This window comes from Streptomyces sp. A012304, assembly GCF_026008495.1.
In the GTDB taxonomy this organism is placed as follows: domain Bacteria; phylum Actinomycetota; class Actinomycetes; order Streptomycetales; family Streptomycetaceae; genus Streptomyces.
The window spans coordinates 16371-42234 of the sequence record NZ_BQUN01000002.1 but is presented as its reverse complement, the minus strand read 5'-3'; the positions used below and the strand labels follow the sequence as shown (position 1 = coordinate 42234).

Here is a 25864-nt window from a genome sequence, read left to right as displayed (position 1 = left end):
GGGACCACGAGTGCACGCACGCGAACAACGGACCGGCGCGACCGAGAACCCCGCCGGGCGGACACGCTCAGGGCGTCCGGTTCCGGCGGGGCCGGTCCCGGGCGTCCCGGCCACCCGGGCCCCGGGCCTCCTCGACCTCCAGCGCCTGGCGGGGAACGCGGCCGTCTCCCGCGCCCTTGGGCAGCGGGACGGCCGGGACGCGCCGGGCGCCCGTCAGCAGCAGCGAGGTGGCCTGCCGGTCCCGGTGCAGCGCGGCGGCGGTCGGGCGTGGGGCGACGCCGCCCACTACGCCGAGCAGCCCGTCGAGCACCCCGAATGGCCGCTGTTCCGGAGCCTGATGCGGCAGGCCGGATTCGACCAGGACACCCTCGAGGCCGTCTGGCAGCTGCTCATGGGCGGCATACGGCAGCAGGAGGAGGTCGCGAAGTCGCTCGACGACAAACACCTGTCGAGGTCCGAGCGTCGTTCCCGGCGCGCCGGGAACGACTGGTACCAGCAGGTGGTCGACATGGTCGGCGACCATCTGCGGATCGGCACACCGACCATGGGGCTGTGGTCGGGCGGCCTGGACGTCAACGACTACGCGAGCGCCAAGGGCCATACGACGCTGGAGCACTCCAACCTCGGCCGGGTGATCAACAGTCTGCAACTGCACCCGGACTTCTCGTTGATCGGGCCGCTGTGGAACCTGCTGTCGGTGTCGTTCGTGCGGCGCGCCACCGGACCCGTGCACATCTTCATCCGGGCGCACGACCCCGACAGCGTGCTCCAGGACCAGGAGATTCCGCAGCTGAGGGCGTTGCAGAGCATGGGCGGACGGGCGGGCCGGGACATCTCGCTGATCTGGCACCCCCTCTACACGACCGCCGACGGCACCATCCGGGAGATCTCACCGGACCTGCGGCTGGTCGACGACGCGCCCTACCGGCAGCGGGACCTGTGCGTCGCCGCGCTCTACGGCTATCTGCTCCGGCTGCACGACCCCGGCAACCCCAACTCCGGCCGGGCGTACGACGAGATGCGCGCCCGGCTGGCCCGCGACGGACACCGGATCTGAGCAAATCCTGCTCACGAAAGGCCACTTGGGGCCTTCTTGGCCCGGGCAGAGCCCTTCTTGGCCTGCCCATTCCCCCGGCATGAACCGTTCGTCGCGAGAGTGGCCGACGTCGCGTGACGCACGCGCGACGAACCACAAAACTGGGGGTCCCATGAGATCCAACCGCGCCGCGCTGCGCGCCGGGGCGAGCATGGCAGCGACACTGCCCATGATCGCCGGCGTGCTGGCGCTCGGCACACCCGCGGCGCACGCCGCGGACGCCCCGGCCCGGGACACGCTGGCCGGGACCAGGCCCGCGTGGGCCACGCCCAAGGCGGACGAGGGCGCGACCTCGGACAGCGCCCGGGTCACCGCCCGGGTCTACCTCGCCGGACGGGACGCCGCCGGACTCGCGCAGTACGCGAAGGCGGTCTCCGACCCGGCCTCTGAGACATACGGCAGATACCTGTCCGCCCAGCAGGCCCAGGCCCGCTTCGGCGCGACCGAGGCACAGGTCTCCGCCGTCAGGACATGGCTGACGGCGGCAGGGCTGAAGGTCACCGGTGTCTCACGGCACTACGTCTCCGTCAGCGGTGACGTGGCCGCCGCCGAGAAGGCGTTCGGCACTCAGCTGCACAACTACGCCCAGGGCTCGAAGACCTACCGCGCGCCGCAGCACGCGGCCTCGGTCCCGGCGAGCCTGAACGGCGCCGTGCTGACCGTCACCGGCCTGGACGACGCGCCGCACCGGGCGTCGGCCAAGGACCAACTGCCGCCGCCGGCCACCGTGTTCAGGAACCTCGGGCCGTTCTCCTCGTACCACGGCTCGAACATCGCGACGACGCTGCCGGACGCCTACGGCACGAAGATCCCGTACGCGGTCAAGGGGTACACCGGCCGGCAGCTGCGCGCCGCGTACGGCGCGGGCACGTACACCGGCAAGGGGGTGCGGATCGCCATCACCGACGCGTACGCCTCGCCGACCATCGCCTACGACGCGGCCGCCTACGCGCGCAAGCACGGCGACGCCGCCTGGAAGAGCGGCCAGCTCACCCAGGTCCTGCCCGGGAACTACACGAACACCAAGGACTGCTCGGCGGCCGGCTGGTACGGCGAGGAGACCCTGGACGTGGAGGCGGTGCACGCGGTCGCCCCGGACGCGAGCGTCACGTACGTGGGCAGCAGGTCCTGCACCGACGACGACCTGCTCGACGCGCTCGGCACGATCGTCGACAACCATCTGGCCGACCTCGTCTCCAACTCCTGGGGCGACATCGAGGCCCACCAGACGCCGGACCTCGCGGCCGCCTACGACCAGATCTTCCAGTTCGGCGCGGTCGAGGGCATCGGCTTCTACTTCTCCTCCGGCGACGACGGGGACGAGGTGGCCGGCACCGGGACCAAGCAGGTGGACACCCCGGCCAACTCGGCGTGGGTGACGGCGGTCGGCGGCACCTCCCTCGCCGTCGGCAAGGGCGACAAGTACCTGTGGGAGACCGGCTGGGGCACCGAGAAGGCGACCCTGTCGGCCGACGGCACGTCCTGGGAGGACTTCCCCGGCGCGTTCACCTCCGGCGCGGGCGGCGGCACCAGCCGGACGGTCGCGGAGCCGTACTATCAGAAGGGTGTCGTCCCGGACTCGCTGGCGAAGGCCAACAGCGCCGCCGGCAACCGCGTCGTCCCGGACATCGCGGCGATCGCCGACCCGAACACCGGCTTCCTGGTCGGCCAGACCCAGACCATGCCGGAGGACGGGTCGCAGCAGTACAGCGAGTACCGCATCGGCGGCACCTCGCTGGCCGCGCCGGTCATCACGGCCGTCCAGGCGCTGGCGCAGCAGGCGCGCGGCGGCAGGGCGCTCGGGTTCGCCAACCCGGCGATCTACGCCCGGTACGGCTCGAAGGCCTTCCGCGACATCACCGACGACCCGACCGGGTCCGGACTGGCGGTCGTCCGCCGCGACTACGTGAACGGCTACGACGCCACCGACGGCATCGCCACCACGGTCCGCAGCCTCGGCAGGGACAGCTCGCTGTCGGCCGTGAAGGGCTACGACGACGTCACCGGCGTGGGCACGCCCGCGAACGGCTACGTCGCCTCGTACCGCGGGCACTGACGCCCGCCGGCGCTCCGGTCGTCGAACGGGGTGGTGTGGGGTGGCAGACACCCCGCGCCACCCCATCGCGTCGCTTTGACGATTACACTGGGCGCGTGCCTCAACTTCGTCTCGCCCTGAACCAGATCGACTCGCGTGTCGGTGACCTCACCGGCAACACCGAAACGATCCTCCGCTGGACCCGGCACTCCGCCGAACAGGGGGCGCATCTCGTGGCGTTCCCGGAGATGGCGCTGACCGGCTATCCCGTCGAGGATCTCGCGCTGCGCTCGTCCTTCGTCGAGGCCTCCCGCGCGGCCCTGCGCACGCTCGCCGCGCGCCTGGCCGAGGAGGGTTTCGGGGAGCTGCCGGTGGTGGTCGGCTACCTCGACCGCTCGGAGACCGCCCAGCCGAAGTACGGGCAGCCGGCGGGCGCCCCCCGCAACGCGGCGGCGGTGCTGCACCGCGGTGAGGTGGTACTGGCCTTCGCCAAGCACCACCTGCCCAACTACGGCGTCTTCGACGAGTTCCGCTACTTCGTGCCCGGTGACACCATGCCGGTCGTGCGCGTGCACGGCGTGGACGTCGCCCTCGCGATCTGCGAGGACCTCTGGCAGGACGGCGGCCGGGTGCCCGCGGCGCGCTCCGCCGAGGCGGGCCTGCTGCTCTCCATCAACGCCTCCCCCTACGAGCGGGACAAGGACGACACCCGCCTGGAGCTGGTGCGCAAGCGCGCCCAGGAGGCCGGCTGCACCACCGCCTACCTGGCCATGATCGGCGGCCAGGACGAGCTGGTGTTCGACGGGGACTCGATCGTCGTCGACCGGGACGGCGAGGTGATCGCCCGGGCGCCGCAGTTCTCCGAGGGGTGCGTGGTGTTGGACCTCGACCTGCCGGCGGCCTCCGTGGACGCGCCGACGGGCGTGGTCGACGACGGTCTGCGCATCGACCGGGTGGTGCTGTCGCAGGAGCCCCTGCCCGCCTACGAGCCGGAGCTGGCCGGCGGGTACGCGCCGCGGCTGGACGACGACGAGGAGGTGTACTCGGCGCTGGTGGTGGGCCTGCGGGCGTACGTCGCGAAGAACGGCTTCAAGTCGGTCCTCATCGGCCTGTCGGGCGGTATCGACTCGGCCCTCGTGGCGGCGATCGCCTGCGACGCGGTGGGCGCGGGGAACGTGTACGGCGTGTCGATGCCGTCGAAGTACTCGTCGGAGCACTCCAAGGGGGACGCGGCGGAACTGGCCCGGCGCACCGGCCTGAACTTCCGGACTGTCCCGATCGAGCCGATGTTCGACGCGTACATGGGGTCGCTGGGGTTGACCGGGCTGGCGGAGGAGAACCTCCAGTCCCGGCTCCGGGGGACGCTGCTGATGGCGATCTCCAACCAGGAGGGGCACATCGTGCTCGCGCCCGGCAACAAGTCGGAGCTGGCGGTGGGCTACTCGACGCTGTACGGCGACTCGGTGGGCGCGTACGGGCCGATCAAGGACGTGTACAAGACGTCGATCTTCCGGCTGGCCGAGTGGCGCAACCGGGCCGCCGCCGAGCGGGGCCAGACCCCGCCGATCCCGGAGAACTCCATCACCAAGCCGCCGAGCGCTGAGCTGCGGCCGGGGCAGGTCGACACGGACTCGCTGCCGGACTATCCGGTCCTGGACGCGATCCTCGAGCTGTACGTCGACCGCGACCAGGGCGCCGACGCGATCGTCGCGGCGGGGTACGACCGTGAACTCGTCGTCAAGACCCTGCGGATGGTGGACACCGCGGAGTACAAGCGGCGGCAGTACCCGCCGGGTACGAAGATCTCGGCGAAGGGCTTCGGCAAGGACCGCCGCCTGCCGATCACGAACGGCTGGCGCGAGTCGTCCTGACCGGGCCGCCCCCACCCCCCTTCGGCATGCGGGGGTGGGGGCGGCTTCAGGTCCGCCGTGACCGGGCCGGCCCACCCCGTCGTACGGCATGTGGTGGATGGGCGGCCCCGGGTCCGCCGTGGCCGGTCGCGCGGTTCCCCGCGCACTTCGGTTGCCCGCGCCCCGAGGGGCGCGGGGGCCGGGGCGCGGGCTCAGCGGTGTACCGGGTCCGCCTGGCGCGGGCGGCCCGTGGCGACGACGCGCGCGTGGGTCGCGGTGAGGGTCCTGCGGCGGTCGACCAGGGAGGCCGCGGCGGCCACCGCCAGGCCCAGGGCGGCCAGGGCCGCGCCGGCGAGGGCCGGGGACGTCACGCCGAGGCCCGCCGCGAGGGCCAGCCCGCCGATCCACGCGCCGCCGGCGTTGGCCAGGTTGAAGGCCGCCTGGTTGGCGGAGGAGGCCAGGGACGGGGCCGAGGAGGCCTTCTCCATCACCATCAGCTGGAGCGGCGAGCCGGTGACGAACGCGGCGACGCCCAGCAGGGTCACCGCCAGCGCGGCGCTCCACGGGGCCGCCATCAGCAGCGGGAACAGCGCGAGCACCGCCACCAGTGAGACCAGCCCGCCGAAGAGGGTCGGACGCATCGCGTGGTCGGCGAGCCGCCCGCCCAGCAGGTTGCCGATGGTCGCGCCGACGCCGAACAGCGCCAGCAGCAGCGTCACGCTGGACCCGGCGTACCCGGCGGCGTCCGTGAGCATCGGCGTGATGTAGCTGTACGCGGAGAACAGCGCGCCGAAGCCCGCGACCGTCGTGCCCAGGGCCAGCCAGACCGGCAGCGAGCGCAGGGCGGCCAGTTCGCCGCGCAGGCCGTTGACGGGGGCGGGCGCGTGGTCGTGCGGAACCAGCAGGGCGAGGGCGGCGATCGCCGCCACGCCGATCGCGCTGACGCCGAGGAAGGTCGCCCGCCAGCCGAGGTGCTGGCCCATGAGGGTGGCGACGGGGACGCCGGCGACGTTGGCGACGGTCAGGCCGAGGAACATCAGCGACACGGAGCGGGCCTTGCGCTCGGGCGCGACGAGGGTGGTCGCGACCACCGCGCCGACGCCGAAGAAGGCGCCGTGCGGCAGACCGCTGAGGAAGCGGGCGGCCAGCAGCCAGCCGTTGTCGGGGGCGAGGGCGGACAGCGCGTTGCCGGCCATGAACAGGCCCATCAGGGAGATCAGGACGGTGCGGCGGGACATCCGTGCCGTCACCGCGGCCAGCAGCGGGGCGCCGATGACCACGCCCAACGCGTACGCGGAGACCAGGTGTCCGGCCGTCGGGACGGAGATGTGCAGGTCGTCCGCGACGTCGGGCAGCAAGCCCATCATCACGAACTCGGTGGTGCCGATGCCGAAGGCACCCACGGCCAGGGCGAGCAGGGCCAGGGGCATGAAGAAGCCTGTGCCTTTCCGGGAGGGGTCGTGTCCATCATGGGTTCAATATGTTCAATGACGGAACAAACCCTGCCCGGCCCTGTATTCCAACGGGTTACGGTGTGGTGACCTTCACACGAGCGGCGACCGGCAAGTGGTCGCTGCCGGTCTGCGGCAGGGTCCACGAGGTCACCGGCTCCACGCCCGTCACCATGATCTGGTCGATGCGCGCCATCGGGAACGACGCCGGCCAGCTGAACCCGAAGCCGCTGCCCGCCGCGCCCTGCGCGGAGCGCATCTGGGAGGTGACGGCGTTCAGCGAGCGGTCGTTCATCGTGCCGTTGAGGTCGCCGAGCAGGATCTTGCGGCTCAGCGGGTCGGCGGCGATCGCCTCGCCCAGCGCGTCCGCGCTCTTGTCCCGCTGCCGGGCGGTGAACCCGGCCTGGAGCTTCACACGCACCGACGGCAGATGGGCGACGTAGAACGCGACCGGCCCCTCCGGCGTCGTCACCGTGGCCCGCATCGCCCGCACCCAGCCCAGTTTGATGTCGACGTCCGCGACGCCGCTCATCGGGTACTTGCTCCACAGCCCGACGGTGCCCCGCACCGAGTGGTACTTGTACGTCGCCGCCAGCGCCTTCTCGTACACCGGCACCGCCGAGGCGGTCAGCTCCTCGAGGGCCAGCACGTCCGCGCCGGAGGCGGCCACGTCACGGGCGGTGCCGGACGGGTCGGCGTTGTCCGCGTTGACGTTGTGCGTGGCGACCGTGAGGTCGCCGCCGGCGGCGGTCTTGTCGGTGAGCAGCCCGCCGAAGAGGTTCAGCCAGACCACCGCCGGGATCACCACCGCGATCAGCGCGGTCGCGGACCGGCGCACCAGCGCGAGCAGGAGCAGCAGCGGCACGAAGAGGCCGAGCCAGGGCAGGAACGTCTCGGTGAGGCTGCCCAGGTTGCCGAAACGGTTCGGGATGCGCGAATGGACCAGCATCACCAGCGAGAGCAGCACCGCGAGGGCGGCCACGACGAGGCCGCGGCGCCAGACGCGCCGGTCGCCGCGCCAGCCCGCCGTCAGCCGGGCGCCCAGCCGTCCGAGCAGGCTCCGAAGCCGGGTTCCCCGGCGCTCGGGCCCCGAGCCGCCGTTGTCCGTCTCCGTCATGTATGCCTGCTGCGCCATACCGTCGCCTCACTGCCTGCCGTGCACACCGTCGCTCCCCCGTGGGTACGACCCTAGGGGATGATCGGCTTCGGTCCCGCCGTCCCTCGACGGCCGTACGGGCACGAGGACGAACGGTGCGGCGTCACCAGTTCCGGTCGCGGGGATCCGGCGTCCGCTCTGTGACGGAACCTGCACATACGGGGTCGCCCGTCGGCCAACTGACGGACCGTGGGCCGGGTCCCGGCGCGCTGAGGCCTTGCCCACACGGGGTGCTCTGGCCCTCCTTGGCACGAGGTGCCACCATGGATGGTGGTCCGGGGACGCCGTGAGGGCGCCTCGAGATGACGTGAGGAGCCGTTGCAATGACGCAGCTTTCGGCTGCCCAGACAAAGCCTTCCGACGGCAGCAAGGCGCTGTACGGAGGCAAGGGCACGCGCCGTATCACCGTCCGCGACATCGCCGCCGCCAAGGAGCGCGGCGAGAAGTGGCCCATGCTCACCGCCTACGACGCGATGACCGCGTCCGTCTTCGACGAGGCCGGCATCCCGGTGATGCTCGTCGGCGACTCGGCGGGCAACTGTCACCTGGGGTACGACACGACCGTGCCGGTCACCCTCGACGAGATGACCATGCTGTCGGCGGCGGTCGTACGCGGCACCCGGCGGGCCCTGATCGTCGGGGACCTGCCCTTCGGGTCGTACCAGGAGGGCCCCGTCCAGGCGCTGCGCAGCGCGACCCGGCTGGTGAAGGAGGCCGGGGTCGGCGCGGTGAAGCTGGAGGGCGGTGAGCGCTCGCACCGGCAGATCGAGCTGCTGGTGGAGTCCGGCATCCCGGTCATGGCCCACATCGGCCTGACCCCGCAGTCCGTGAACGCGATGGGATACCGCGTCCAGGGGCGCGGCGAGGAGGCGGCGGCGCAGCTGCTGCGGGACGCGAAGGCCGTGCAGGACGCGGGCGCGTTCGCGGTCGTGCTGGAGCTGGTCCCGGCGGAGCTGGCGGCCGAGGTGACGCGCGTGCTGCACATCCCGACGGTGGGCATCGGCGCCGGTCCCGAGACGGACGCGCAGGTGCTGGTGTGGACCGACATGCTGGGTCTGACCGGCGGCCGGATGCCGAAGTTCGTGAAGCAGTACGCGAACCTGCGCCAGGTCATGGGCGACGCGGCGAGGGCCTTCGCGGAGGACGTCGTCGGCGGAACGTTCCCGCAGGAGGAACACTCCGTCCACTGAGCCGACTCCGCGCACCGGGCAGCCCGCCGACCGTCCCCCGTCGGCGGGCTGCCGTCCTGCCGGGGTGGTGATGTCGGTGGGATGTCGGCGGCTGTCGGTGGCCTGTAGGCCGTTTGTCGGTGGGGGCTGACACCGTCGTCGGCATGACGCGAATCGACAAGAACCCCAGCAGCGGCGCGGACAGCGCCGTGACCGTTCGGGGTCTGGTCAAGCACTACGGCGAGACCAAGGCACTGGACGGTGTCGACCTGGACGTGCGGGAGGGCACCGTGATGGGGGTGCTCGGGCCGAACGGCGCCGGGAAGACCACCCTCGTACGGATCCTGTCCACCCTCCTGACCCCCGACTCCGGCCGGGCGACCGTCGCCGGCTACGACGTCGTGCGCCAGCCCCGCCAGCTGCGCAAGGTGATCGGCCTCACCGGCCAGTACGCCTCCGTGGACGAGAAACTCCCGGGCTGGGAGAACCTCTACATGATCGGCCGGCTCCTCGACCTGTCCCGCAGGGACGCCCGGGCCCGGGCCGACGAACTGCTGGAGCGGTTCTCGCTGACGGAGGCGGCGCGCCGCCCGGCGGGGACGTACTCCGGCGGCATGCGGCGGCGGCTGGACCTGGCCGCGTCGATGATCGGCCGGCCCGTCGTGCTGTACCTGGACGAACCCACCACCGGCCTGGACCCGCGCACCCGCAACGAGGTGTGGGACGAGGTGAAGGCGATGGTCGGGGACGGGGTGACGGTCCTGCTGACCACCCAGTACATGGAGGAGGCCGAGCAGCTCGCCTCCGAGCTGACCGTCGTCGACCGCGGCAAGGTCATCGCCACCGGCGGCATCGAGGAGTTGAAGGCGAAGGTGGGCGGACGGACCCTGCGGGTGCGCCCGGCCGACCCGGCGCAGCTGCGGCCGCTGGCGCGGGCGCTGGACGAGCTGGGCATCACCGGCCTGGCAGGTGTCGTCGTGGACGCCGAGCGCGGCTCGCTGCTGGTGCCGGTGCTCAGCGACGAGCAGCTCACCGCCGTCGTCGGCGCGGTCAACGCGCGCGGCGTCACCCTGTCCGCCATCTCCACCGAACTCCCCAGCCTGGACGAGGTGTTCCTGTCCCTCACCGGCCACCGTGCCAGTGCCCCGCAGGACGCCGTGCCCGCCGACACCCGCGAGGAGGTCGCCGTATGAGCGCCGCCGTCACCACCGCCCCGGGCGACGCCCGTATCCCGCTGCGCGGGCACCTGCGGCACACCGGGGCGCTGATCCGCCGCAACCTGCTGTGGATCCGGCAGGACCCGGAGTCGATGTTCGACGCGCTGCTGATGCCGATCGTCTTCACGCTGCTGTTCGTGTACGTCTTCGGCGGCTCGATCGGGCAGGCCCTGGGCGGCGGGCAGGAGGGATACGTGCAGTACGTCATCCCCGGCATGATCGCGATGATGAGCATGACGCTGTCGCAGGGCGTCGGCACCGGCTTCAGCCAGGACTTCAACTCCGGTGTCATGGACCGCTTCCGGTCCCTGCCGATCGGGCGTGGCTCGGTGCTGTTCGCGAAGATCTCCGTCGAGCTGGTGCGGATGCTGTTCGCGACGACCGTGCTGATGATCGTCTCCGTGCTGGTCGGCTTCGAGATCAACAGCTGGCTCGGACTGTTCGCCGCCGTGGGTCTGTCCGCGGTGTTCGCCTCGTCGATCATGTGGGTGTTCCTCACCCTGGGCGTGATCCTGAAGAACGCGCAGTCCGTGCAGGCGATGGGCTTCCTGGTGCTGTTCCCGCTCCAGTTCGGCTCGTCGATCTTCGCCCCGACGGACTCGATGCCCGGCTGGCTCCAGGCGTTCACCGACTACAACCCGCTGTCCTCGCTCGCCGACGCGGCCCGCGGGCTGATGGTGGGCGGCCCCGTCGCGCACGACCTGTGGGTGACGCTCGGCTGGTCGGTGGCGATCACGGTGGTGATGGCGCCGGTCGCGATACACAAGTTCCGCACGAAGAACTGACCTCACACCAGGGCGGCGGCCTCCTCGTAGGAGAGGCGGCCGCCCTCGGCGTACGCCGCCTCGTACGCCTCGTCGCCGAGCGCGGCCCGGGCGCGGGCGTCGGCCAGGGCGCGGGTCTCGCGCTCCAGGCGGGGCGCCACGTGACGGGGCGGCAGCAGGGCGTCGGCGGCGCCCAGGCAGCGGGCGGCGGCGTCGGCGCGGGCGCCCGCGTCGGTGTCGGCGAGGGCCATCGCGGCGATGCACAGATAGAAGGAACGCATCTGCGGGGCGATGGCCGTGGACAGCGGGTCACCGGCCTGCTCCAGGGCCTTGCGGATCGTGATCAGGCCCCGCGCGTGGTGGCCGTCGCTGGCGTCCAGCCAGGCCTCCGCGCCGAGGATGAAGGCGTCGAAGACGACGAAGTGCGCGATGCTGAACTCGGCGCGCAGCAGCCGCAGTTGTTCGCGCGCCTCGGCAACGCGGCCGTTCATGCCGAGCCAGCCGGCCAGGAACAGCCGGGCGGCGGGCATGGCCTCGTGGGCGGAGCCCTCCTTGCCGGCGATCACCTCGCGCAGGATGCGCTCGCCCCGCTCCTCCTCGCCGACCTCCAGCAGCACGTTGCCCAGCCGGGCGGCGAGGACCGACGCCTGGGCGCGGGCGCCGAGGTGTTCGGCGTGCGCGATGGCGTCCTCGTAGTCGGCCGCGGCGCGGTGGTGGGCGCCGGACCGTTCGCAGGCCTCGGCGCGTGCGGCGAGGGCCTCCGCGGCGCCCCAGGCGTCGCCCAGGCGCTGGTAGATCTCCAGGGCCTCGTCGGCGTCGCGCCGGGCGTCACCGGCCCAGTCGGAGCGGTTGGCGAGGATGTTGGCGCGCAGATGCAGGCAGGCGCCCAGCTCCCACTCGTAGCCGGGTGTCTCGCGGCAGGTGAGGATGTTGGCGTCGAGGATGGCGCGGATGCGTTCCATGTCGCCGGTGAGCATCACGGCGTAGAACCAGAGCAGGCCGGGGGCACGGCAGGTCTGCGGCAGGCCCGGTTCGTACGTCGCGGCGATGACGCGCAGCTTGGCCTGCGCGGCCGGGCTCTGCCAGGCGTCCAACTCGGTGTCCATACAGGCGAGATGGGCGAGGTGAACGCCGCGCCGGGCCTCGGCGAGGGTCTCGCCGGTCAGCGGCGGCGGGGTGTCGATGCACGGCCTGAGCACCGGGGCGGCGGGACGCACGGGCTCGGTGAACGGGTCGGGGCCGAGGGCCATCACCTCCCGGCACCAGGTGCGGGCCTCGATGCGCAGGTCGCGCATCTGCCAGTACCAGGCGAGGGAGAGGGTGAGGCAGATCGCCTCCTGCTCGTCGCGTGCGGCGACGGCGCGGGCCAGCGCGGTGCGCAGGTTCTCGTACTCCAGCTGGAAACGGTCGATGGCGGCGCGCTGCCGCGGGCCGCGCAGCAGCGGCTCGGTGGTGCGGGCCAGTTCCCGGTAGTGGACGAGGTGGGCGCGTTCGGCGGCGGGGCGGGAGCCGGACTCGTCCAGGCGCTCGCCCGCGTACTCGGCGACGATCTCCAGGAGCCGGTAGCGCATCGCGCCGTCGGCGGCCGGGGCGGCCACGACCAGCGATTTGTCGACGAGGGAGCCGAGCGCCTCGAAGGCGGCCGGGCCGCAGACGGCCTCGGCGGCGGCGAGGTCGCAGCCGCGGGCGAAGACCGACAGCCGGCCGAGGACCTCGCGTTCCTCCGCGTCGAGCAGGTCCCAGGACCAGTCGACGACGGCCCGCAGCGTCTGCTGGCGGGGCAGGAGGGTACGGCTGCCGGAGGTCAGCAGCCGGAAGCGGTCGTCGAGCCGGTCGGCTATCTGGCGGGGCGTCAGCATGCGCAGGCGGGCCGCGGCGAGCTCGATGGCCAGGGGCAGGCCGTCCAGCCGCCGGCAGATCTCGGCGCAGGCCTCGGGGTCGTCCTCCACCCGGAAACCGGGCCGCGCGGCCGCACCCCGGTCCGCGAGCAGCCGCAACGCCACCGGTTCCGGCAGCGGGTCCACGGGCCGCAGCACCTCACCGGGCACACCGAGGGGTTCCCGGCTGGTGGCGAGCACCGTCACGCCCGGGCAGCGCCGCAGCACCTCCTCGACGAGCCGGGCCGCGCCCTCGACGACGTGTTCGCAGTTGTCGAGGACGATCAGCATGCGGCGCCGCGCGCAGTGCTCGACGAGACGCTCCACGGGGTCGTCGTGCCGCTCGGCCACCGCCCGCATCTCCTCGGCGCCGGCCCCGTACAGCACGGTCTCGCGGGCTCCGACGGCGGTGAGGACGGCCTGCGGTACGGCGTCGGGGTCGGCGACCGGCGCCAGCTCGGCCAGCCACACCCCGTCCCGTACGTCCCCGCGCAGGGTCTCGGCGGCCTCCTGCGACAACCGGGTCTTCCCGGCCCCACCGGGCCCGAGCAACGTGACGAGCCGCGCCCCGCCGAGGTCCCCGCGGATCACCTCGATGTCCCCCTCCCGCCCCACGAACGAGGTGAGCCGGGCACGGAGGTTGCCCGGGGTCGGGGCGGGGGTGACCACGGCCTCGGAGCCACCCGAAGACTCGGCGGAGCCGACGGCGGCCCCGGAGCCACCCGAGGATCCGACCGGGCCGGCGGCGGCCCCGCTCGAGCGCTCACCCGCACCACCCGAACGCTCTGCCGGGCCGGCCGGCCGCCGCCCGGCGGTGTCCCCCTGCCCGGTGGGGGCGGTGGCAGGTCCCCAGGGGCCGGTCGTCGGGTCGTCGGAGGCGGGCGGGCGTCCGGTGGGGTTCGGGGGGTGACTCGGGGCCGCCGTCCGTCCCGGAAGTCGATTCCGGGGAGCTTCCGGGACTGCCGTCCGCCCCGGACGAGGGTCCCGGGGGTGGCCCGGGGCCGCCGTCCGTCCGGGGCGAGCCGCTTCGGGGCTCAGGAGTTCCGCGTGCAGGGACTGGAGTTCCGGGCTCGGGTCGGTGCCGAGGCGGTGGGTGAGGAGGCGGCGGACCGACTCGTAGGCGGCGAGGGCCTCGGCGGTGCGGCCCGCGTCGCGCAGGGCGCGCAGGCGCAGGGCCTGGAGAGGCTCGTCGAGGGGGTGGGCGTCGCACAGGGCGGTCAGTTCCGGCAGGGACTGCTCGGCGTGGCCGAGGGCGAGCGCCGCGGTGTGGCGGGCGCGGAGCGCGTCGAGGCGGCGGGCCTCCCGGCGGGCGGCCTCGGCGGTGCGGTCGGGCAGGTCGGCGAGGGCCGGTCCCTGCCACAGCGCGAGGGCGTCGTCGAGGAGGACGGCCGCCTTGGCGGGGTCGCCGTCGGCGAGGGCGCGCAGGCCGTCGCCGGTCAGCCGTTCGAACCGGTGCAGGTCGACGGCGTCCTGGCCGGCGGTGAGGCGGTAGCCGCCGTCCACGGAGGCGACCGCGTCCGCGCCGAGCGCCCGCCGCAGCCGACCCACCAGCGCCTGGAGCGCGCCGGAGGCGTCGGCCGGCGGGTCCCCGGCCCACACCTCCTCCACCAGGGTCCCCGTCGGCACGATACGCCCGGCCCGCAGCGCCAGCACGGTCAGCAGGGCGCGCAGCCGCGCGCCGCCGACGGCGACGGGGCTGCCGTCGGGGCGGAGGGCCTGGGTGGTGCCGAGGACGCGGTAACGCACGAGGGTCATTCTCTCCGCTCGGTTCGGGCCGGGTCACGGGGATCCGGCGGTGCGGCGCACCCCGCGAGGGGGTGCGGTCGTCCCACCCTCCTAGGAACCGAAGGCCGCCCGCGAGACGTTTTCCCCCCGCGCCCGGTACGGTCGGGCAGTTCCACGCGTGCACCGATGACAGGGAGCCTCATGACCACCGCCCTCACCCGCCGCAGCGACCGGCGGATCAGCCCCGTCTTCGTGGGGATCCTGGCCGTCACGGCGGTCACGGGCTGGGCCACCTGGACCGGCTTCGCCGAGCAGCCCGGTGTGGCCGTGTTCCTGTTCGTGACGGGCGCCTGGATCGTCTCCCTGTGCCTGCACGAGTATGCGCACGCGCGCACCGCCCTGCACAGCGGCGACATCTCGGTCGGCGCGAAGGGGTACCTGACGCTGAACCCCCTCAAGTACACGCACGCCCTGCTCAGCATCGTCCTGCCGGTGGTGTTCGTGATCATGGGCGGGATCGGTCTGCCGGGCGGCGCGGTGTTCATCGAGCGCGGGCGGATCCGGGGCCGCTGGCGGCACAGCCTGATCTCGGCGGCCGGCCCGCTGACGAACGTGCTGTTCGCCGTCGTGTGCACGGCGCCGTTCTGGCTGGGCGCGCTGGACGGCGTGCCCGCGGACTTCCGGTACGCGCTGGCGTTCCTCGCCGTGCTCCAGGTGACGGCGGCGATCCTGAACTTCCTGCCGGTGCCCGGCCTGGACGGCTACGGCGTGATCGAGCCCTGGCTGTCGTACGGCGTCAGGCGGCAGGTGGAGCCGTTCGCGCCGTTCGGGCTGCTGTTCGTGTTCGCGCTGCTGTGGGTGCCGGCGGTCAACGGCGCGTTCTTCGACGTGATCGACGCGCTGATGCGGACGCTGGGTGTCGGTGACCTGGAGCAGTACTGCGGTCAGGAGCTGTACCGCTTCTGGCGGGGCACCAGCGAGATCTGCGCGGTCAGCCCGTGAGGGAGGACCTGCGGGCCTTCTCGCGCTTGATGTAGTACCAGGTCATGTTGGACGACAGGCCCGCGAGCAGCACCCAGACGATCCCCAGGAAGCTGCCGTTCGCGAACGACACGACGGCCGCCGTCACGGCGAGCACGCAGACGACGAGCGTGTAGAGAGCAAGGCGGGGCATGGGGGTCGGCTCCTGTCGGGGGACACTGCTGGTGACGCCCACCAGTGTCCCCCATCGCCTCATACGTCCGTCACGCGGAGCCCGGCGTGGGCCTTGTAGCGGCGGTTGACGGAGATCAGGTTGGCGACCAGCGACTCCACCTGGTGGGCGTTGCGCAGCCGGCCCGCGAAGACGCCACGCATGCCGGGGATGCGGCCGGCCAGCGCCTGCACGATCTCCACGTCGGCGCGCACCTCGCCCAGCACCATGACGTCGGTGTCGATCTCGTCGATCTCCGGGTCCTGGAGCAGCACGGCCGACAGGTGGTGGAAGGCGGCGGTGACCCGGGAGTCCGGCAGCAGGGCGGCGGCCTGCTCGGCGGCGCTGCCCTCCTGCGGCTTCAGCGCGTAGGCGCCCTTCTTGTCGAAGCCGAGCGGGTTGACGCAGTCGACGACGAGTTTGCCGGCGAGTTCCTCGCGCAGCGCTTCCAGGGTCTTGCCGTGGCCGTCCCACGGCACGGCGACGATGACGATGTCGCTGCGGCGCGCGGTCTCGGCGTTGTCGGCACCCTCGACGCCGTACCCCAGCTCCGCAGCCGCGGCCTGCGCCCGGTCCGCGGCGCGCGAACCGATGATCACCTTCTGGCCGGCCTTGGCGAGCCGGTAGGCGAGGCCCTTGCCCTGCGGACCGGTGCCGCCGAGCACGCCGACGACGAGCCCGGAGACGTCGGGAAGGTCCCACGGGTCCTTGGCGGGGGCCTTCGCGGGGGCGGTCTGTGCACTGTCGGTAGAGGTCATGGGCCGACTGTACGTGCGAGCGGTCACCCCCTGCGGGCGGGGTGGCGGCGGTCACGTTCCCCGGGTCGGGGGAAACGCCGGTGAAGGTCCGTCCGGTGGCGGGCCGGGTGCGGCAGGATGCGGCCGCATGGACGCCGTACGGGTCGCGTTGTTGCGTGAAGTGCTCGCCGGGACGGAGTGGCTGGGGGCCACGCGGAGGTTCGCCGGGGTGCTGCGGGGATCCGTGGTGTCGCACGGCGGTGGGCTGCTGCTGGTGGGCACGGCGGCGTACGAGCCGTGGCATCTGGCGGCGCATCTGGTGGACGAGGCCGCCTGGTCGGGCACGCCGGAGCTGGCCCCGACGCTCGTACGGCATCACGCGCGCCCGTCGGATCCGGCGCATCTGGCGGTCGGGCCGGGGCGGATCGAGGCGGCGCGGCGGGGCGAGACGCTGCTGGTGGTGTCGCCGGAGGGGGACGCGGAGCTGCTGGAGCGGGTGTCGGACGCCCGGCGGGCCGGGGTGACGGTGCTGACGCTGGGGCCCGGGGAGGGCGAGCTGACGGGGCTGGCGCACGAGGCGCTGGCCGTGCCGGACGGGTCGGAGCTGGACCTGGACACCGTGCAGCACCTGGTGAGCGCGGCGGCCGGGGAGAACACGCTGCCCTCGCCTCGGGGCCGGCGCCGGTTCCGGGACCGTCTGTCACGGCTCGCGGAGTCGCTGACGGCACCTCCGCCCGCCCCCTGGTGAGGGCCCCGGCTCTCGGCGGGAAAAGCAGTTGCCCGGCCCACGACCGGCCCCGGAGCATGGCCGGTCGTGACCGTCGACGACGCTTCCGCACCGCCCGGCCGCACCCGTGCGCTGCTGCCCGACCTCACCCCCTGGCGGGCCTCCCGTGACTTCCGGCGGCTGTGGGTCTCGGGGCTGATCTCGAACTTCGGCAGTTTCCTCACCTTCGTCGCGCTGCCCGTGCAGCTGAAGGACCTGACCGGGTCGGCGGCGGCGGTCGGCGCGATCGGGGCCGTGGAGCTGGTGCCGCTGCTGCTGTTCGGGCTGTACGGCGGGGCGCTGGCGGACGCGTGGGACAAGCGGAAGCTGATCGTGTGGACGGAGGCCGGCCAGGGCCTGCTGTCGTCGGTGCTGCTGGTGAACGCGCTGCTGCCGACGCCGACGATCTGGCCGCTGTACGTCGTCGCCGCGCTGTCCTCCGCGCTGGTGTCGGTGCAGCGGCCCGCGATGGACTCGCTGTGGCCGCGGATCGTGGCCCATGAACACCTGCCGGCGGCGTCGGCGCTGAACTCGCTGCGCTGGACGGTCGGCGGGGTCGCGGCCCCGGCCCTGGCGGGCGTGGTCGTGGCGTACGCGGGGCTCGGCTGGGCCTACGCGGCCGATGTCCTCACCTTCGTCGTCTCCGTCGCCCTGATGGGGCGGATCGCGGCCTCCCCCGCCGCGCGGGAGGCCGCGAAGCCGTCCCTGCGGGCGATCGCCGAGGGGGCCAGGTACGCCTGGGGCCGCAAGGACCTGCTCGGGACGTACGCCGTCGACCTCGCGGCGATGTTCCTGTCGATGCCGCTGGCCGTGCTGCCGTTCCTCGCGGACGAGCTGGACGCCGAGTGGTCGCTGGGGCTGATGTACGCGAGCGTCCCGGCGGGGGCGCTGCTGGTGAGTCTGACCAGCGGCTGGACCTCGCGGGTCCACCGGCACGGGCGGATGGTGGTGCTGTCGGCGGCGCTGTGGGGTGTGGCGATCACGGGCGCCGGGCTCGCGGGCAACGTGTGGGCGGTGCTGCTGTGCCTGACCCTCGCGGGGGCGTTCGACATGGTCAGCGGCATCTTCCGCGGTGTCATGTGGGACCAGACGATCCCCGACGAGCTGCGCGGCCGTCTCGCCGGCATCGAGCTGCTGTCGTACTCGGTCGGTCCGACCCTCGGACAGGTCCGCAGCGGTGCCTTCGCGAGCTGGCTGGGCGTCCGCGCCTCGGTCTGGTCCGGCGGTCTGATGTGCCTGACCGCGGTGGGCCTCCTGGCCGTCTCCCTCCCCGCCCTCATGCGCTACGACGCCCGCACCGACGAACACGCGGCCCGCCTGCGCACCCGACGCGCGTCCCCTCCCCCGCCCTGACGCCGGGCCCGGCCCGCCGAAGGCCGCAGGGATCGGCGGCGGACGCCCGCACGGGAGGCGCCCGCGTCGCGTCGCGGCACGCCCCCGTGGCGGGAGCACCCGCCGGCCCGGCGCGCGTCGCGGGGTGAGGGCCCGCGACGGGCCGCCGACTGGGATCCGGCCCCGGGTGGCCGCGGGCGCCGAAGGCGACGGGCAGGCGCCCGCACGGGCACGCCCGCGTCGTCGAGCGATGCGCTCTGGCGCGGGACGCCTGCCGCGGCCCCCCGTGGGACTGACGCCTCCCGGAGGAGGTGTGGTCAGTCCGTGTTCGTGGGGTCGGGGGCCGTGGTGTCGTGCCAGCGGGGGTCGGTCTCCCACTCGAGGTTGCGTTCGCGGGCGGTCTGCATCGCCTGTTCGGCCTCCGGGCGGGTGGCGTAGGGACCGAAACGGTCCTTGGCCGGGCACTCAGGGCCTTCCTCGACCTTCTTGTGTTGCAGGCAGTAGTACCACTCGCCCGGCTTGCCGACCGTCCGCTTCTTGAACAGGGCCATGACCAGCTCCTCTCGCCAACGACATGTTCCCCCATGCCCGCTGGTTAGACTCGGGCCATGTCTGGCCAGTCGCTGCTCGTCCCCGGGGTGCTGTCCCCCGTCCGTTCCGTGCCCGGAAACATCCGCCGTCCCGAGTACGTCGGCAAGCCCGCGCCGACGCCGTACACCGGGCCGGAGGTGCAGACGCCCGAGACGATCGAGGCGATGCGGGTCGCCGGCCGGATCGCCGCGCGGGCGATGGCCGAGGCCGCGAAGATCATCGCGCCGGGCGTGACCACGGACGCACTGGACAAGGTGGCGCACGAGTACCTGTGCGACCACGGCGCCTACCCCTCCACCCTCGGTTACCGCGGTTTCCCCAAGTCGCTGTGCACCAGCGTCAACGAGGTGATCTGCCACGGCATCCCGGACTCGACGGTGCTGCGCGACGGCGACATCGTCAACCTGGACGTGACCGCGTACATCGGCGGGGTGCACGGCGACAACAACGCCACCTACCTGGTCGGGGACGTCGACGAGGAGAGCCGGCTGCTGGTGGAGCGGACCCGGGAGTCCCTCGACCGCGCGATCAAGGCCGTCAAGCCGGGGCGTCAGATCAACATCATCGGCCGGGTCATCGAGTCGTACGCGAAGAGGTTCGGGTACGGCGTGGTGCGGGACTTCACCGGGCACGGGATCAACTCGTCGTTCCACTCGGGGCTGATCATCCCGCACTACGACAGCCCGCACGCGACGACGGTCATCCAGCCCGGAATGACGTTCACGATCGAGCCGATGCTGACGCTCGGGACGCACGAATACGACATGTGGGACGACGGCTGGACGGTCGTCACGAAGGACCGCAGGCGGACCGCCCAGTTCGAGCACACGCTCGCGGTGACGGAGACCGGAGCGGAGATCCTGACCCTGCCCTGAGCTGCCGCTACCCGATCGGAACCCGTCCTCTGGTGAGGGCGGGTTCCTTCTTCTACGCTTTTACCGACAGGACGTCGGCAAACTGTTGACTTAGGCAAGCCTAACCTCAGAGGATATGGCCATGGACTCCTTCTCGACAGTCATCCGCACGGCGTCCCACGAACAGCACACGGAGGCCGAGACCTCGACGTTCATGAGCGACCTGCTCGGCGGCAGGCTCGGCGTCGACGCGTACGCGCGCTACACCGAGCAACTGTGGTTCGTGTACGAGGCCCTGGAGGCCGCGGCGGAGCGGCTGGCGTCGGACCCGGTGGCGGGACCGTTCGTCCGGCCGGAGCTGTTCCGGCTGGCCGCGCTGGAGCGGGACCTCGCGCACCTGCGCGGCCCGGACTGGCGTGCGGGCCTGTCCGCGCTGCCGGCGACCCGGGCGTACGCGGACCGGGTGCGCGAGTGCGCCGAGCGCTGGCCCGGCGGATACGTCGCCCACCACTACACCCGTTACCTCGGCGACCTCTCCGGCGGGCAGATCATCCGCGACAAGGCGGAGAGGACCTGGGGCTTCGAGAAGAAGGGCGACGGCGTCCGCTTCTACGTCTTCGAGGAGATCGGCAACCCGGCCGCGTTCAAGCGCGCGTACCGCGAGCTGCTGGACGGGGTGCGCGCCGACGACCTGGAGAAGCAGCGGATCGTCACGGAGTGCAAGAAGGCGTTCGCGCTGAACACGGCGGTCTTCCGCGCGCTCGGCGAGGAGTTCCCGCTCTCGGCGTGAACTCCCGGGACACGACGCCGCGGTGTGCCCCCCGGACACGGACGCCGCGGCGGGAGCCCCCGGCACACCGGCACCGACACCGTCGGCCCGCGGGCTCAGCGCTCCAGGTACACGCGTCCGCCGATCTCCACCCACCCGTGCGGCTGCGGCGCCGTCAGGATCTGGGAGCCCGCACCCTGTGTGATGTTCAGGGCGCGGCCCAGCAGGTCCGTGAGCAGCAGCGCCGCCGCGCCGGTCGCCTCGTCCTCCTCGATGCCGTCGTCGCGGCCGGGGAAGCCGCGGGCGCGGATCCGGCCGGCGGGCTCGTCCTCCCAGGCCCAGGCGTAGATCCACTCGCCGGGCGGCGGCACCGGCAGGTCGTCGACCTCGGCGGCGGTGGCGTACTGGCGCAGGGTGCGCGGCGGGGCCCACTCCGCCCGCGCCTCGATCCAGCTGAACTCCCCGTCCAGGCGGGCGCCCACCACCCCGGCCGGGGTGACGAGTTCGGGCACGTCCAGGAGCCAGGCGGTGCCGACGCAGGGGTGGCCGGCGAAGGGCAGGCGCAGGGTGGGGGTGTAGATGTCGATGATCCCTCGCTCGGGGTCGTCGACGAACACCGTCTCGCTGAAGCCGAGTTTCGCTGCGAGGTCCTGCCGGTCGCTCCGCTCGGGCAGCCGGGAGCCGTCCCGCACGACGCCCAGTTCGTTGCCGTATCCGCCGTTGGGCGCGCAGAAGACGCGGAGCACGTCGTAATCAGTCACGCGGGAATTGAAACATCGCTCGGGGGGTGAGCCGGTCACGGCCGGACCAGCGCTCGCGACTGAAGGTGAGGCCGCCCAAGTACGTCCCGAGCGGCATCCTTTGATTTCCCTTTGACTGATTCTTTGCGCCCGATTTGGTCGACTGTGATCACCTCGTGCCTATACGGGGTCTAAGTTAGGGCAGCCTCACCAATCCTTGTGAGCGCTGTCGCGCTGTTTTTCAGCCATCCTCCGGGAGCCCGTATGCGAGCCGTCAGATTCTCCCTCGTCACCGCCGCCGTCACCGCGGCCGCCCTGACCGCAGTGACCGGCTGCACGGAGAAGAGCGACGCCAAGGACGGCGACCGGGTCATCGACGTGACCGCGACCGACGACAAGTGCGAGACCTCCAAGAAGGAGATAACCGCCGGGCACGTCGAACTCGCCATCGAGAACAAGGGCTCGAAGGTCACCGAGGTCTACATCCTCTTCCCCGACGACCGGGTGGTCACCGAGCGGGAGAACATCGGACCCGGCACCAGGCAGCGGGTCACCGCCGAGGTGAAGGCCGGCGAGTACCGGATCGCCTGCAAGCCGGGCATGAAGGGCGACGGCATCCGCCAGGACCTGAAGGTCACCGGCGCCGACGCCGTCGCGAAGCGCGATCCGCGCCTGGACAAGGCCGTCGCCGCCTACCGGGCGTACGCGCAGGCGCAGGCCGACGAGACACTGCCGAAGGTCGCGACGTTCGTCGCGGCGGTCAAGGCCGGCGACCTGGAGGCCGCGAAGAAGGCGTACGCGCCCTCCCGCATCGGCTGGGAGCGCACCGAGCCGGTCGCCGAGTCCTTCGGTGACATCGACCCGAAGGTCGACGTCCGCGCGGACGGCCTGGAGGCCGGGCAGAAGTGGACCGGCTGGCACCGGCTGGAGAAGGCCCTCTGGCAGGACAAGAAGATCGGCCCGGAGGAGAAGACCCTCGCCGACCAGCTCGTCACCGACCTGACGGACTGGCAGAAGCGGGTCGGCAAGGCCGAGATCTCCCCGACCTCCATGGCCAACGGTGCCAAGGAGCTGCTCGACGAGGTCGCCACCGGCAAGGTCACCGGCGAGGAGGAGCGCTACTCGCACACCGACCTGGTCGACTTCAAGGCCAACGTGGAAGGCGCCCAGAAGTCGTACGAGCTGCTCGAGCCGGTCGCCCGGGAGAACGACGCGGCGCTGGTCACCGAGCTGGACAAGCAGTTCACGGCGATCGACGCCCTGCTGGACAAGTACCGCGCGGACAAGACCTCGTACGACTTCGTCTCCTACGACAAGGTGAGCCCGGCCCAGCGCAAGGAGCTGTCGGACGCGGTGAACGCGCTCGCGGAGCCGCTGTCCAAGCTCGCCGCCGCCGTCGCGAAGTGACCGGAGGGCACTGACATGCCGGATCTGACGGACCAGGACAGCAGCACCCCGCCCGCCCCCACCCGGCGGGCGCTGATCGGCTGGGGCGGCGCGGGTCTCGCGCTCGGGGCCGCCGCGGCCGGCGGCGCGGTCGCGGTGGCCCGCACCGGCCACGACACCGACCCGGCCGGAGCCGCGGCGGGCGCCGCCGTCGCCTTCCACGGCACGCACCAGGCGGGCATCGCCACGCCCGTGCAGGACCGGCTGCACTTCGCCGCGTTCGACGTGACCACCACCGACCGCGCCGAGTTCGTACGGCTGCTGAAGGACTGGACCGAGGCGGCCCGCCGGATGACGGCCGGGCGGACGGTCGGGGAGGGCGCGTACGGCGGCCTGCCCGAGGCGCCGCCGGACGACACGGGCGAGGCGCTGGGCCTCAAGCCGTCCCGGCTGACCCTCACCGTCGGCTTCGGCCCGTCGCTGTTCACCAAATTCCAGCTTGCCGGCGAGCGGCCGGAGGCCCTCGTGGACCTGCCGCGGTTCGCCGGGGACAACCTGGACGCGGCCCGCAGCGGCGGCGACCTGTGCGTGCAGGCGTGCGCGGACGACCCGCAGGTCGCGGTGCACGCCATCCGCAACCTGGCCCGGATCGGCATGGGCAAGGTCGTCATCCGCTGGTCGCAGCTCGGCTTCGGCAAGACCTCCTCGACGACGCCGGAGGCGCAGACCCCCCGCAACCTGATGGGTTTCAAGGACGGCACCCGCAACATCGCGGGCACCGAGACGGACCGGCTGGAGAAGTTCGTCTGGGTCGGCGAGAAGGACGGGCCCGCCTGGATGGCCGGCGGCTCCTACCTCGTCGCCCGCCGTATCCGCATGCACATCGAGACCTGGGACCGCACCTCCCTCCAGGAGCAGGAGGACGTCTTCGGCCGCGACAAGGGCGAGGGAGCCCCCGTCGGCAGGGCGAAGGAGCGCGACGAGCCGTTCCTGAAGGCGATGAAACCCGACGCGCACGTGCGGCTCGCCCACCCCGACTCCAACCACGGGGCGACGATCCTGCGCCGCGGCTACTCCTTCACCGACGGCACCGACGGCCTGGGCCGCCTGGACGCCGGCCTGTTCTTCCTCGCCTACCAGCGCGATGTGCGCACCGGGTTCATCCCGGTCCAGCGCAACCTGGCGACCGACGCGCTCAACGAGTACATCCAGCACGTGGGTTCGGCCGTCTTCGCGATCCCGCCGGGCGTCCGGGACGCGGACGACTGGTGGGGCCGGACGCTGTTCTCCAAGGAGGCCTAGCCCGTGTTCTCCAACTACCTGATCGGTCTGCGGGAGGGCCTGGAGGCCAGTCTCGTGGTCTGCATCCTCATCGCCTACCTGGTGAAGACGGAACGCCGGGAGGCGCTGAAGCCGGTGTGGGCCGGCATCGCCGTGGCGGTGCTGCTCGCGCTGGGCTTCGGCTCGGCCCTCGAATTCGGCTCCCAGGAGCTGACGTTCGAGGCGCAGGAGGCGCTCGGCGGCTCCCTGTCGATCCTCGCCGTGGTGCTGGTGACGTGGATGGTGTTCTGGATGCGGCGCACCGCCCGGCACCTGAGGTCGGAGCTGCACGGCAAGCTCGACGCGGCCCTCGCGATGGGCACCGGCGCGCTGGTCGTCACCGCGTTCCTCGCCGTGGGCCGGGAAGGCCTGGAGACCGCGCTGTTCGTGTGGGCGTCGGTGCACGCGGCCGGCGACGGCACTCCGCGCCCGCTGATCGGCGTGGCGCTGGGCCTGGCCACGGCCGTCCTGCTGGGCTGGCTGTTCTACCGGGGCGCCCTGCGCATCAACCTGTCCAGGTTCTTCACCTGGACCGGCGGCATGCTGGTCGTCGTCGCGGCGGGCGTCCTCGCCTACGGCTTCCACGACCTCCAGGAGGCCGACTGGCTGCCGGGCCTGACCGACAAGGCCTTCGACATCAGCGGCGCCGTCCCGCCGGACAGCTGGTACGGCACCCTGCTGAAGGGCGTGTTCAACTTCCAGCCCGATCCGACGGTCCTCCAGGTCACGGTGTGGCTGCTGTACCTGGTCCCGACGCTCGCGCTGTTCCTCGCCCCGGTAGGGTTCGCCTCCGGGAAGGGGAAGGTGAAGGCACCTGATGACCAGGGAACGCAGCCTGAGGACCGGCCGTCCACGGCTTCGCAGGCGTGAGGGCAACGCACTCGTGGCGGTCTCGCTGACCGTCGTGTCGCTGACGGCGAGCGGATGCGTGGTGGTCCATGGGGAGCGCGAGGTGCTCCCCGCCGCCACCCGGGCCGAAGCCGCCGAAGCGCTCGGGGAGTTCACGACCGCGTACAACAAGGCCGACGCGGCGTACGACAGTTCCCTCGACGCCGAGTACACCACCGGGGCGCTCGGGTCCATCGACGCGGCACGGCTGAAGGCCGGGCGGGTCAACAACCCGAACGGCAATCCGCAGCACACACCGCTGAAGCTGACGGACGTGCGGTACACCATCCCCAAGAAGGCCGGCTGGCCGCGCTGGTTCGTGGCGGACGCGCAGGCCAACAAGGGCGGCGGCGCCCGCTGGGTGCTGGTGTTCACCCGGCACGGGATCTCGGAGACCTGGCAGGCGGCGTATCTGACGCTGGTGACGCCGGGCGCGCTGCCGGAGTTCACCAAGGACAAAGACGGCTGGGCCGAGGCCGTACCGGCCGACTCCGCCGAACTGGCGCGCCCGCCCCAGGCTTTGAGCAAGGACTACACGACGTACCTGCAAAGCGGCGGCGCGACCTTCGCCGACGGGGCGCACACCAGCGACCTGCGGGCGGCGCGTACGAAGAACTCCAGCAAGCCGGGCCTGGCCACGCAGTACATCGACGAGCCGCTGACGAACGGCGACCACGCGCCGCTGGCGCTGCGCACCACGGACGGCGGGGCCGTCGTCTTCTTCGCCACGCACCACTATGTGAAGCAGACGGCCGCGGCGGGCGCGACGGTGCCCACGCCCAACGCGAACGTGCTGGCGCTGACCACCGGGGAGATCAAGCAGTCGCTGACGATGGAGTTCGTCTCGAACGGGGTGGCGCTGGATCCCGGCAAGGGGTCCGGGGACGGCAAGGTGTCGCTGATCAGCCGGCTGGAGGGACTCACGGCGGCCAAGGGCGAATAGCCGAGC

Annotated in this window: 21 protein-coding genes and 1 pseudogene; 15 read left to right on the top strand and 7 right to left on the bottom strand. The window is 72.5% G+C overall.

Going from position 1 to position 25864, the window contains the following annotated elements:
* Window positions 1-10 precede the first annotated feature (10 nt).
* From ALMP_RS00940 to ALMP_RS00930, 3 genes are all read left to right on the top strand, one after another.
* Window positions 11-1057: a hypothetical protein gene (locus ALMP_RS00940; protein WP_264923934.1), complete on the top strand. Its 1047-nt coding sequence runs from the start codon at window positions 11-13 to the stop codon at window positions 1055-1057.
* Window positions 1058-1208: 151 nt separating this feature from the next.
* Complete coding sequence (locus ALMP_RS00935) at window positions 1209-3152, top strand: protease pro-enzyme activation domain-containing protein (protein WP_264923933.1); 1944 nt, start codon at window positions 1209-1211, stop codon at window positions 3150-3152.
* 95 nt (window positions 3153-3247) lie between these two features.
* Entirely contained in the window at window positions 3248-5002 is a 1755-nt protein-coding gene (locus ALMP_RS00930; RefSeq protein ID WP_264923932.1) for an NAD+ synthase, read from the top strand.
* A gap of 191 nt (window positions 5003-5193) precedes the next feature.
* Here the strand turns inward: ALMP_RS00930 and ALMP_RS00925 are convergent, their stop codons facing one another.
* Both ALMP_RS00925 and ALMP_RS00920 read right to left on the bottom strand, forming a co-directional pair.
* Window positions 5194-6411, bottom strand: coding sequence for an MFS transporter (locus ALMP_RS00925; RefSeq protein ID WP_264923931.1), 1218 nt, complete (start codon window positions 6409-6411; stop codon window positions 5194-5196).
* Between the two features lie 97 nt (window positions 6412-6508).
* On the bottom strand, window positions 6509-7567 hold the full coding sequence (locus ALMP_RS00920; protein WP_264923930.1) for an endonuclease/exonuclease/phosphatase family protein: 1059 nt from the start codon (window positions 7565-7567) through the stop codon (window positions 6509-6511).
* A gap of 344 nt (window positions 7568-7911) precedes the next feature.
* Between ALMP_RS00920 and panB the strand changes: the two genes are divergently transcribed.
* From panB to ALMP_RS00905, 3 genes are all read left to right on the top strand, one after another.
* Window positions 7912-8778, top strand: coding sequence for a 3-methyl-2-oxobutanoate hydroxymethyltransferase (panB, locus tag ALMP_RS00915; RefSeq protein WP_264923929.1), 867 nt, complete (start codon window positions 7912-7914; stop codon window positions 8776-8778).
* A gap of 143 nt (window positions 8779-8921) precedes the next feature.
* Window positions 8922-9950, top strand: a complete 1029-nt coding sequence (locus ALMP_RS00910; RefSeq protein WP_264923928.1) for an ATP-binding cassette domain-containing protein — start codon at window positions 8922-8924, stop codon at window positions 9948-9950.
* Entirely contained in the window at window positions 9947-10759 is an 813-nt protein-coding gene (locus tag ALMP_RS00905) for an ABC transporter permease (RefSeq protein WP_264923926.1), read from the top strand. Before ALMP_RS00910 ends, ALMP_RS00905 begins: the two co-directional genes overlap by 4 nt.
* 2 nt (window positions 10760-10761) lie before the next feature.
* On the opposite strand, the gene ALMP_RS00900 is transcribed toward ALMP_RS00905, so the two are convergent.
* Window positions 10762-14370: a BTAD domain-containing putative transcriptional regulator gene (locus ALMP_RS00900; protein ID WP_264923925.1), complete on the bottom strand. Its 3609-nt coding sequence runs from the start codon at window positions 14368-14370 to the stop codon at window positions 10762-10764.
* Between the two features lie 171 nt (window positions 14371-14541).
* Between ALMP_RS00900 and ALMP_RS00895 the strand changes: the two genes are divergently transcribed.
* Window positions 14542-15342 (top strand): site-2 protease family protein, encoded by an 801-nt coding sequence (locus ALMP_RS00895; RefSeq protein ID WP_264923924.1) that lies wholly within the window; start codon window positions 14542-14544, stop codon window positions 15340-15342.
* Here ALMP_RS00895 and ALMP_RS00890 read toward each other — a convergent pair.
* Window positions 15332-15569: pseudogene (locus ALMP_RS00890) on the bottom strand (hypothetical protein). The gene ALMP_RS00895 and the pseudogene ALMP_RS00890 overlap by 11 nt on opposite strands.
* Before the next feature lie 4 nt (window positions 15570-15573).
* Window positions 15574-16290: an NADPH-dependent F420 reductase gene (npdG, locus tag ALMP_RS00885; protein ID WP_264923923.1), complete on the bottom strand. Its 717-nt coding sequence runs from the start codon at window positions 16288-16290 to the stop codon at window positions 15574-15576.
* Between the two features lie 127 nt (window positions 16291-16417).
* Between npdG and ALMP_RS00880 the strand changes: the two genes are divergently transcribed.
* Complete coding sequence (locus ALMP_RS00880; RefSeq protein WP_264923922.1) at window positions 16418-17017, top strand: hypothetical protein; 600 nt, start codon at window positions 16418-16420, stop codon at window positions 17015-17017.
* 66 nt (window positions 17018-17083) lie between these two features.
* On the top strand, window positions 17084-18388 hold the full coding sequence (locus ALMP_RS00875) for an MFS transporter (RefSeq protein WP_264923921.1): 1305 nt from the start codon (window positions 17084-17086) through the stop codon (window positions 18386-18388).
* A gap of 296 nt (window positions 18389-18684) precedes the next feature.
* Here ALMP_RS00875 and ALMP_RS00870 read toward each other — a convergent pair whose 3' ends face one another.
* Window positions 18685-18918, bottom strand: coding sequence for a hypothetical protein (locus tag ALMP_RS00870; RefSeq protein ID WP_264923920.1), 234 nt, complete (start codon window positions 18916-18918; stop codon window positions 18685-18687).
* A gap of 57 nt (window positions 18919-18975) precedes the next feature.
* Here ALMP_RS00870 and map point away from each other — a divergent pair, with 57 nt between their 5' ends.
* Both map and ALMP_RS00860 read left to right on the top strand, forming a co-directional pair.
* A complete protein-coding gene (map, locus tag ALMP_RS00865) occupies window positions 18976-19833 on the top strand; it encodes a type I methionyl aminopeptidase (RefSeq protein WP_264923919.1) in 858 nt (285 codons plus the stop codon).
* Between the two features lie 121 nt (window positions 19834-19954).
* Window positions 19955-20602, top strand: coding sequence for a heme oxygenase (biliverdin-producing) (locus ALMP_RS00860; RefSeq protein ID WP_264923918.1), 648 nt, complete (start codon window positions 19955-19957; stop codon window positions 20600-20602).
* Between the two features lie 95 nt (window positions 20603-20697).
* Here ALMP_RS00860 and ALMP_RS00855 read toward each other — a convergent pair whose 3' ends face one another.
* Window positions 20698-21342: a PhzF family phenazine biosynthesis protein gene (locus tag ALMP_RS00855; protein ID WP_264923917.1), complete on the bottom strand. Its 645-nt coding sequence runs from the start codon at window positions 21340-21342 to the stop codon at window positions 20698-20700.
* Between the two features lie 243 nt (window positions 21343-21585).
* Here ALMP_RS00855 and efeO point away from each other — a divergent pair, with 243 nt between their 5' ends.
* The 4 genes from efeO to ALMP_RS00835 are packed head-to-tail and all read left to right on the top strand — an operon-like array spanning window position 21586 to window position 25858.
* The gene (efeO, locus tag ALMP_RS00850; RefSeq protein ID WP_264923916.1) at window positions 21586-22728 is read left to right on the top strand and encodes an iron uptake system protein EfeO; all 1143 of its coding nucleotides are present in this window, start codon (window positions 21586-21588) and stop codon (window positions 22726-22728) included.
* Window positions 22729-22743: 15 nt separating this feature from the next.
* The gene (efeB, locus tag ALMP_RS00845) at window positions 22744-24009 is read left to right on the top strand and encodes an iron uptake transporter deferrochelatase/peroxidase subunit (protein WP_264923915.1); all 1266 of its coding nucleotides are present in this window, start codon (window positions 22744-22746) and stop codon (window positions 24007-24009) included.
* A 3-nt stretch (window positions 24010-24012) separates the two neighbouring features.
* Complete coding sequence (efeU, locus tag ALMP_RS00840) at window positions 24013-24897, top strand: iron uptake transporter permease EfeU (RefSeq protein ID WP_264923914.1); 885 nt, start codon at window positions 24013-24015, stop codon at window positions 24895-24897.
* Complete coding sequence (locus ALMP_RS00835; protein WP_264923913.1) at window positions 24845-25858, top strand: hypothetical protein; 1014 nt, start codon at window positions 24845-24847, stop codon at window positions 25856-25858. The genes efeU and ALMP_RS00835 overlap by 53 nt, the downstream gene beginning before the upstream one ends.
* Window positions 25859-25864: the final 6 nt, after the last annotated feature.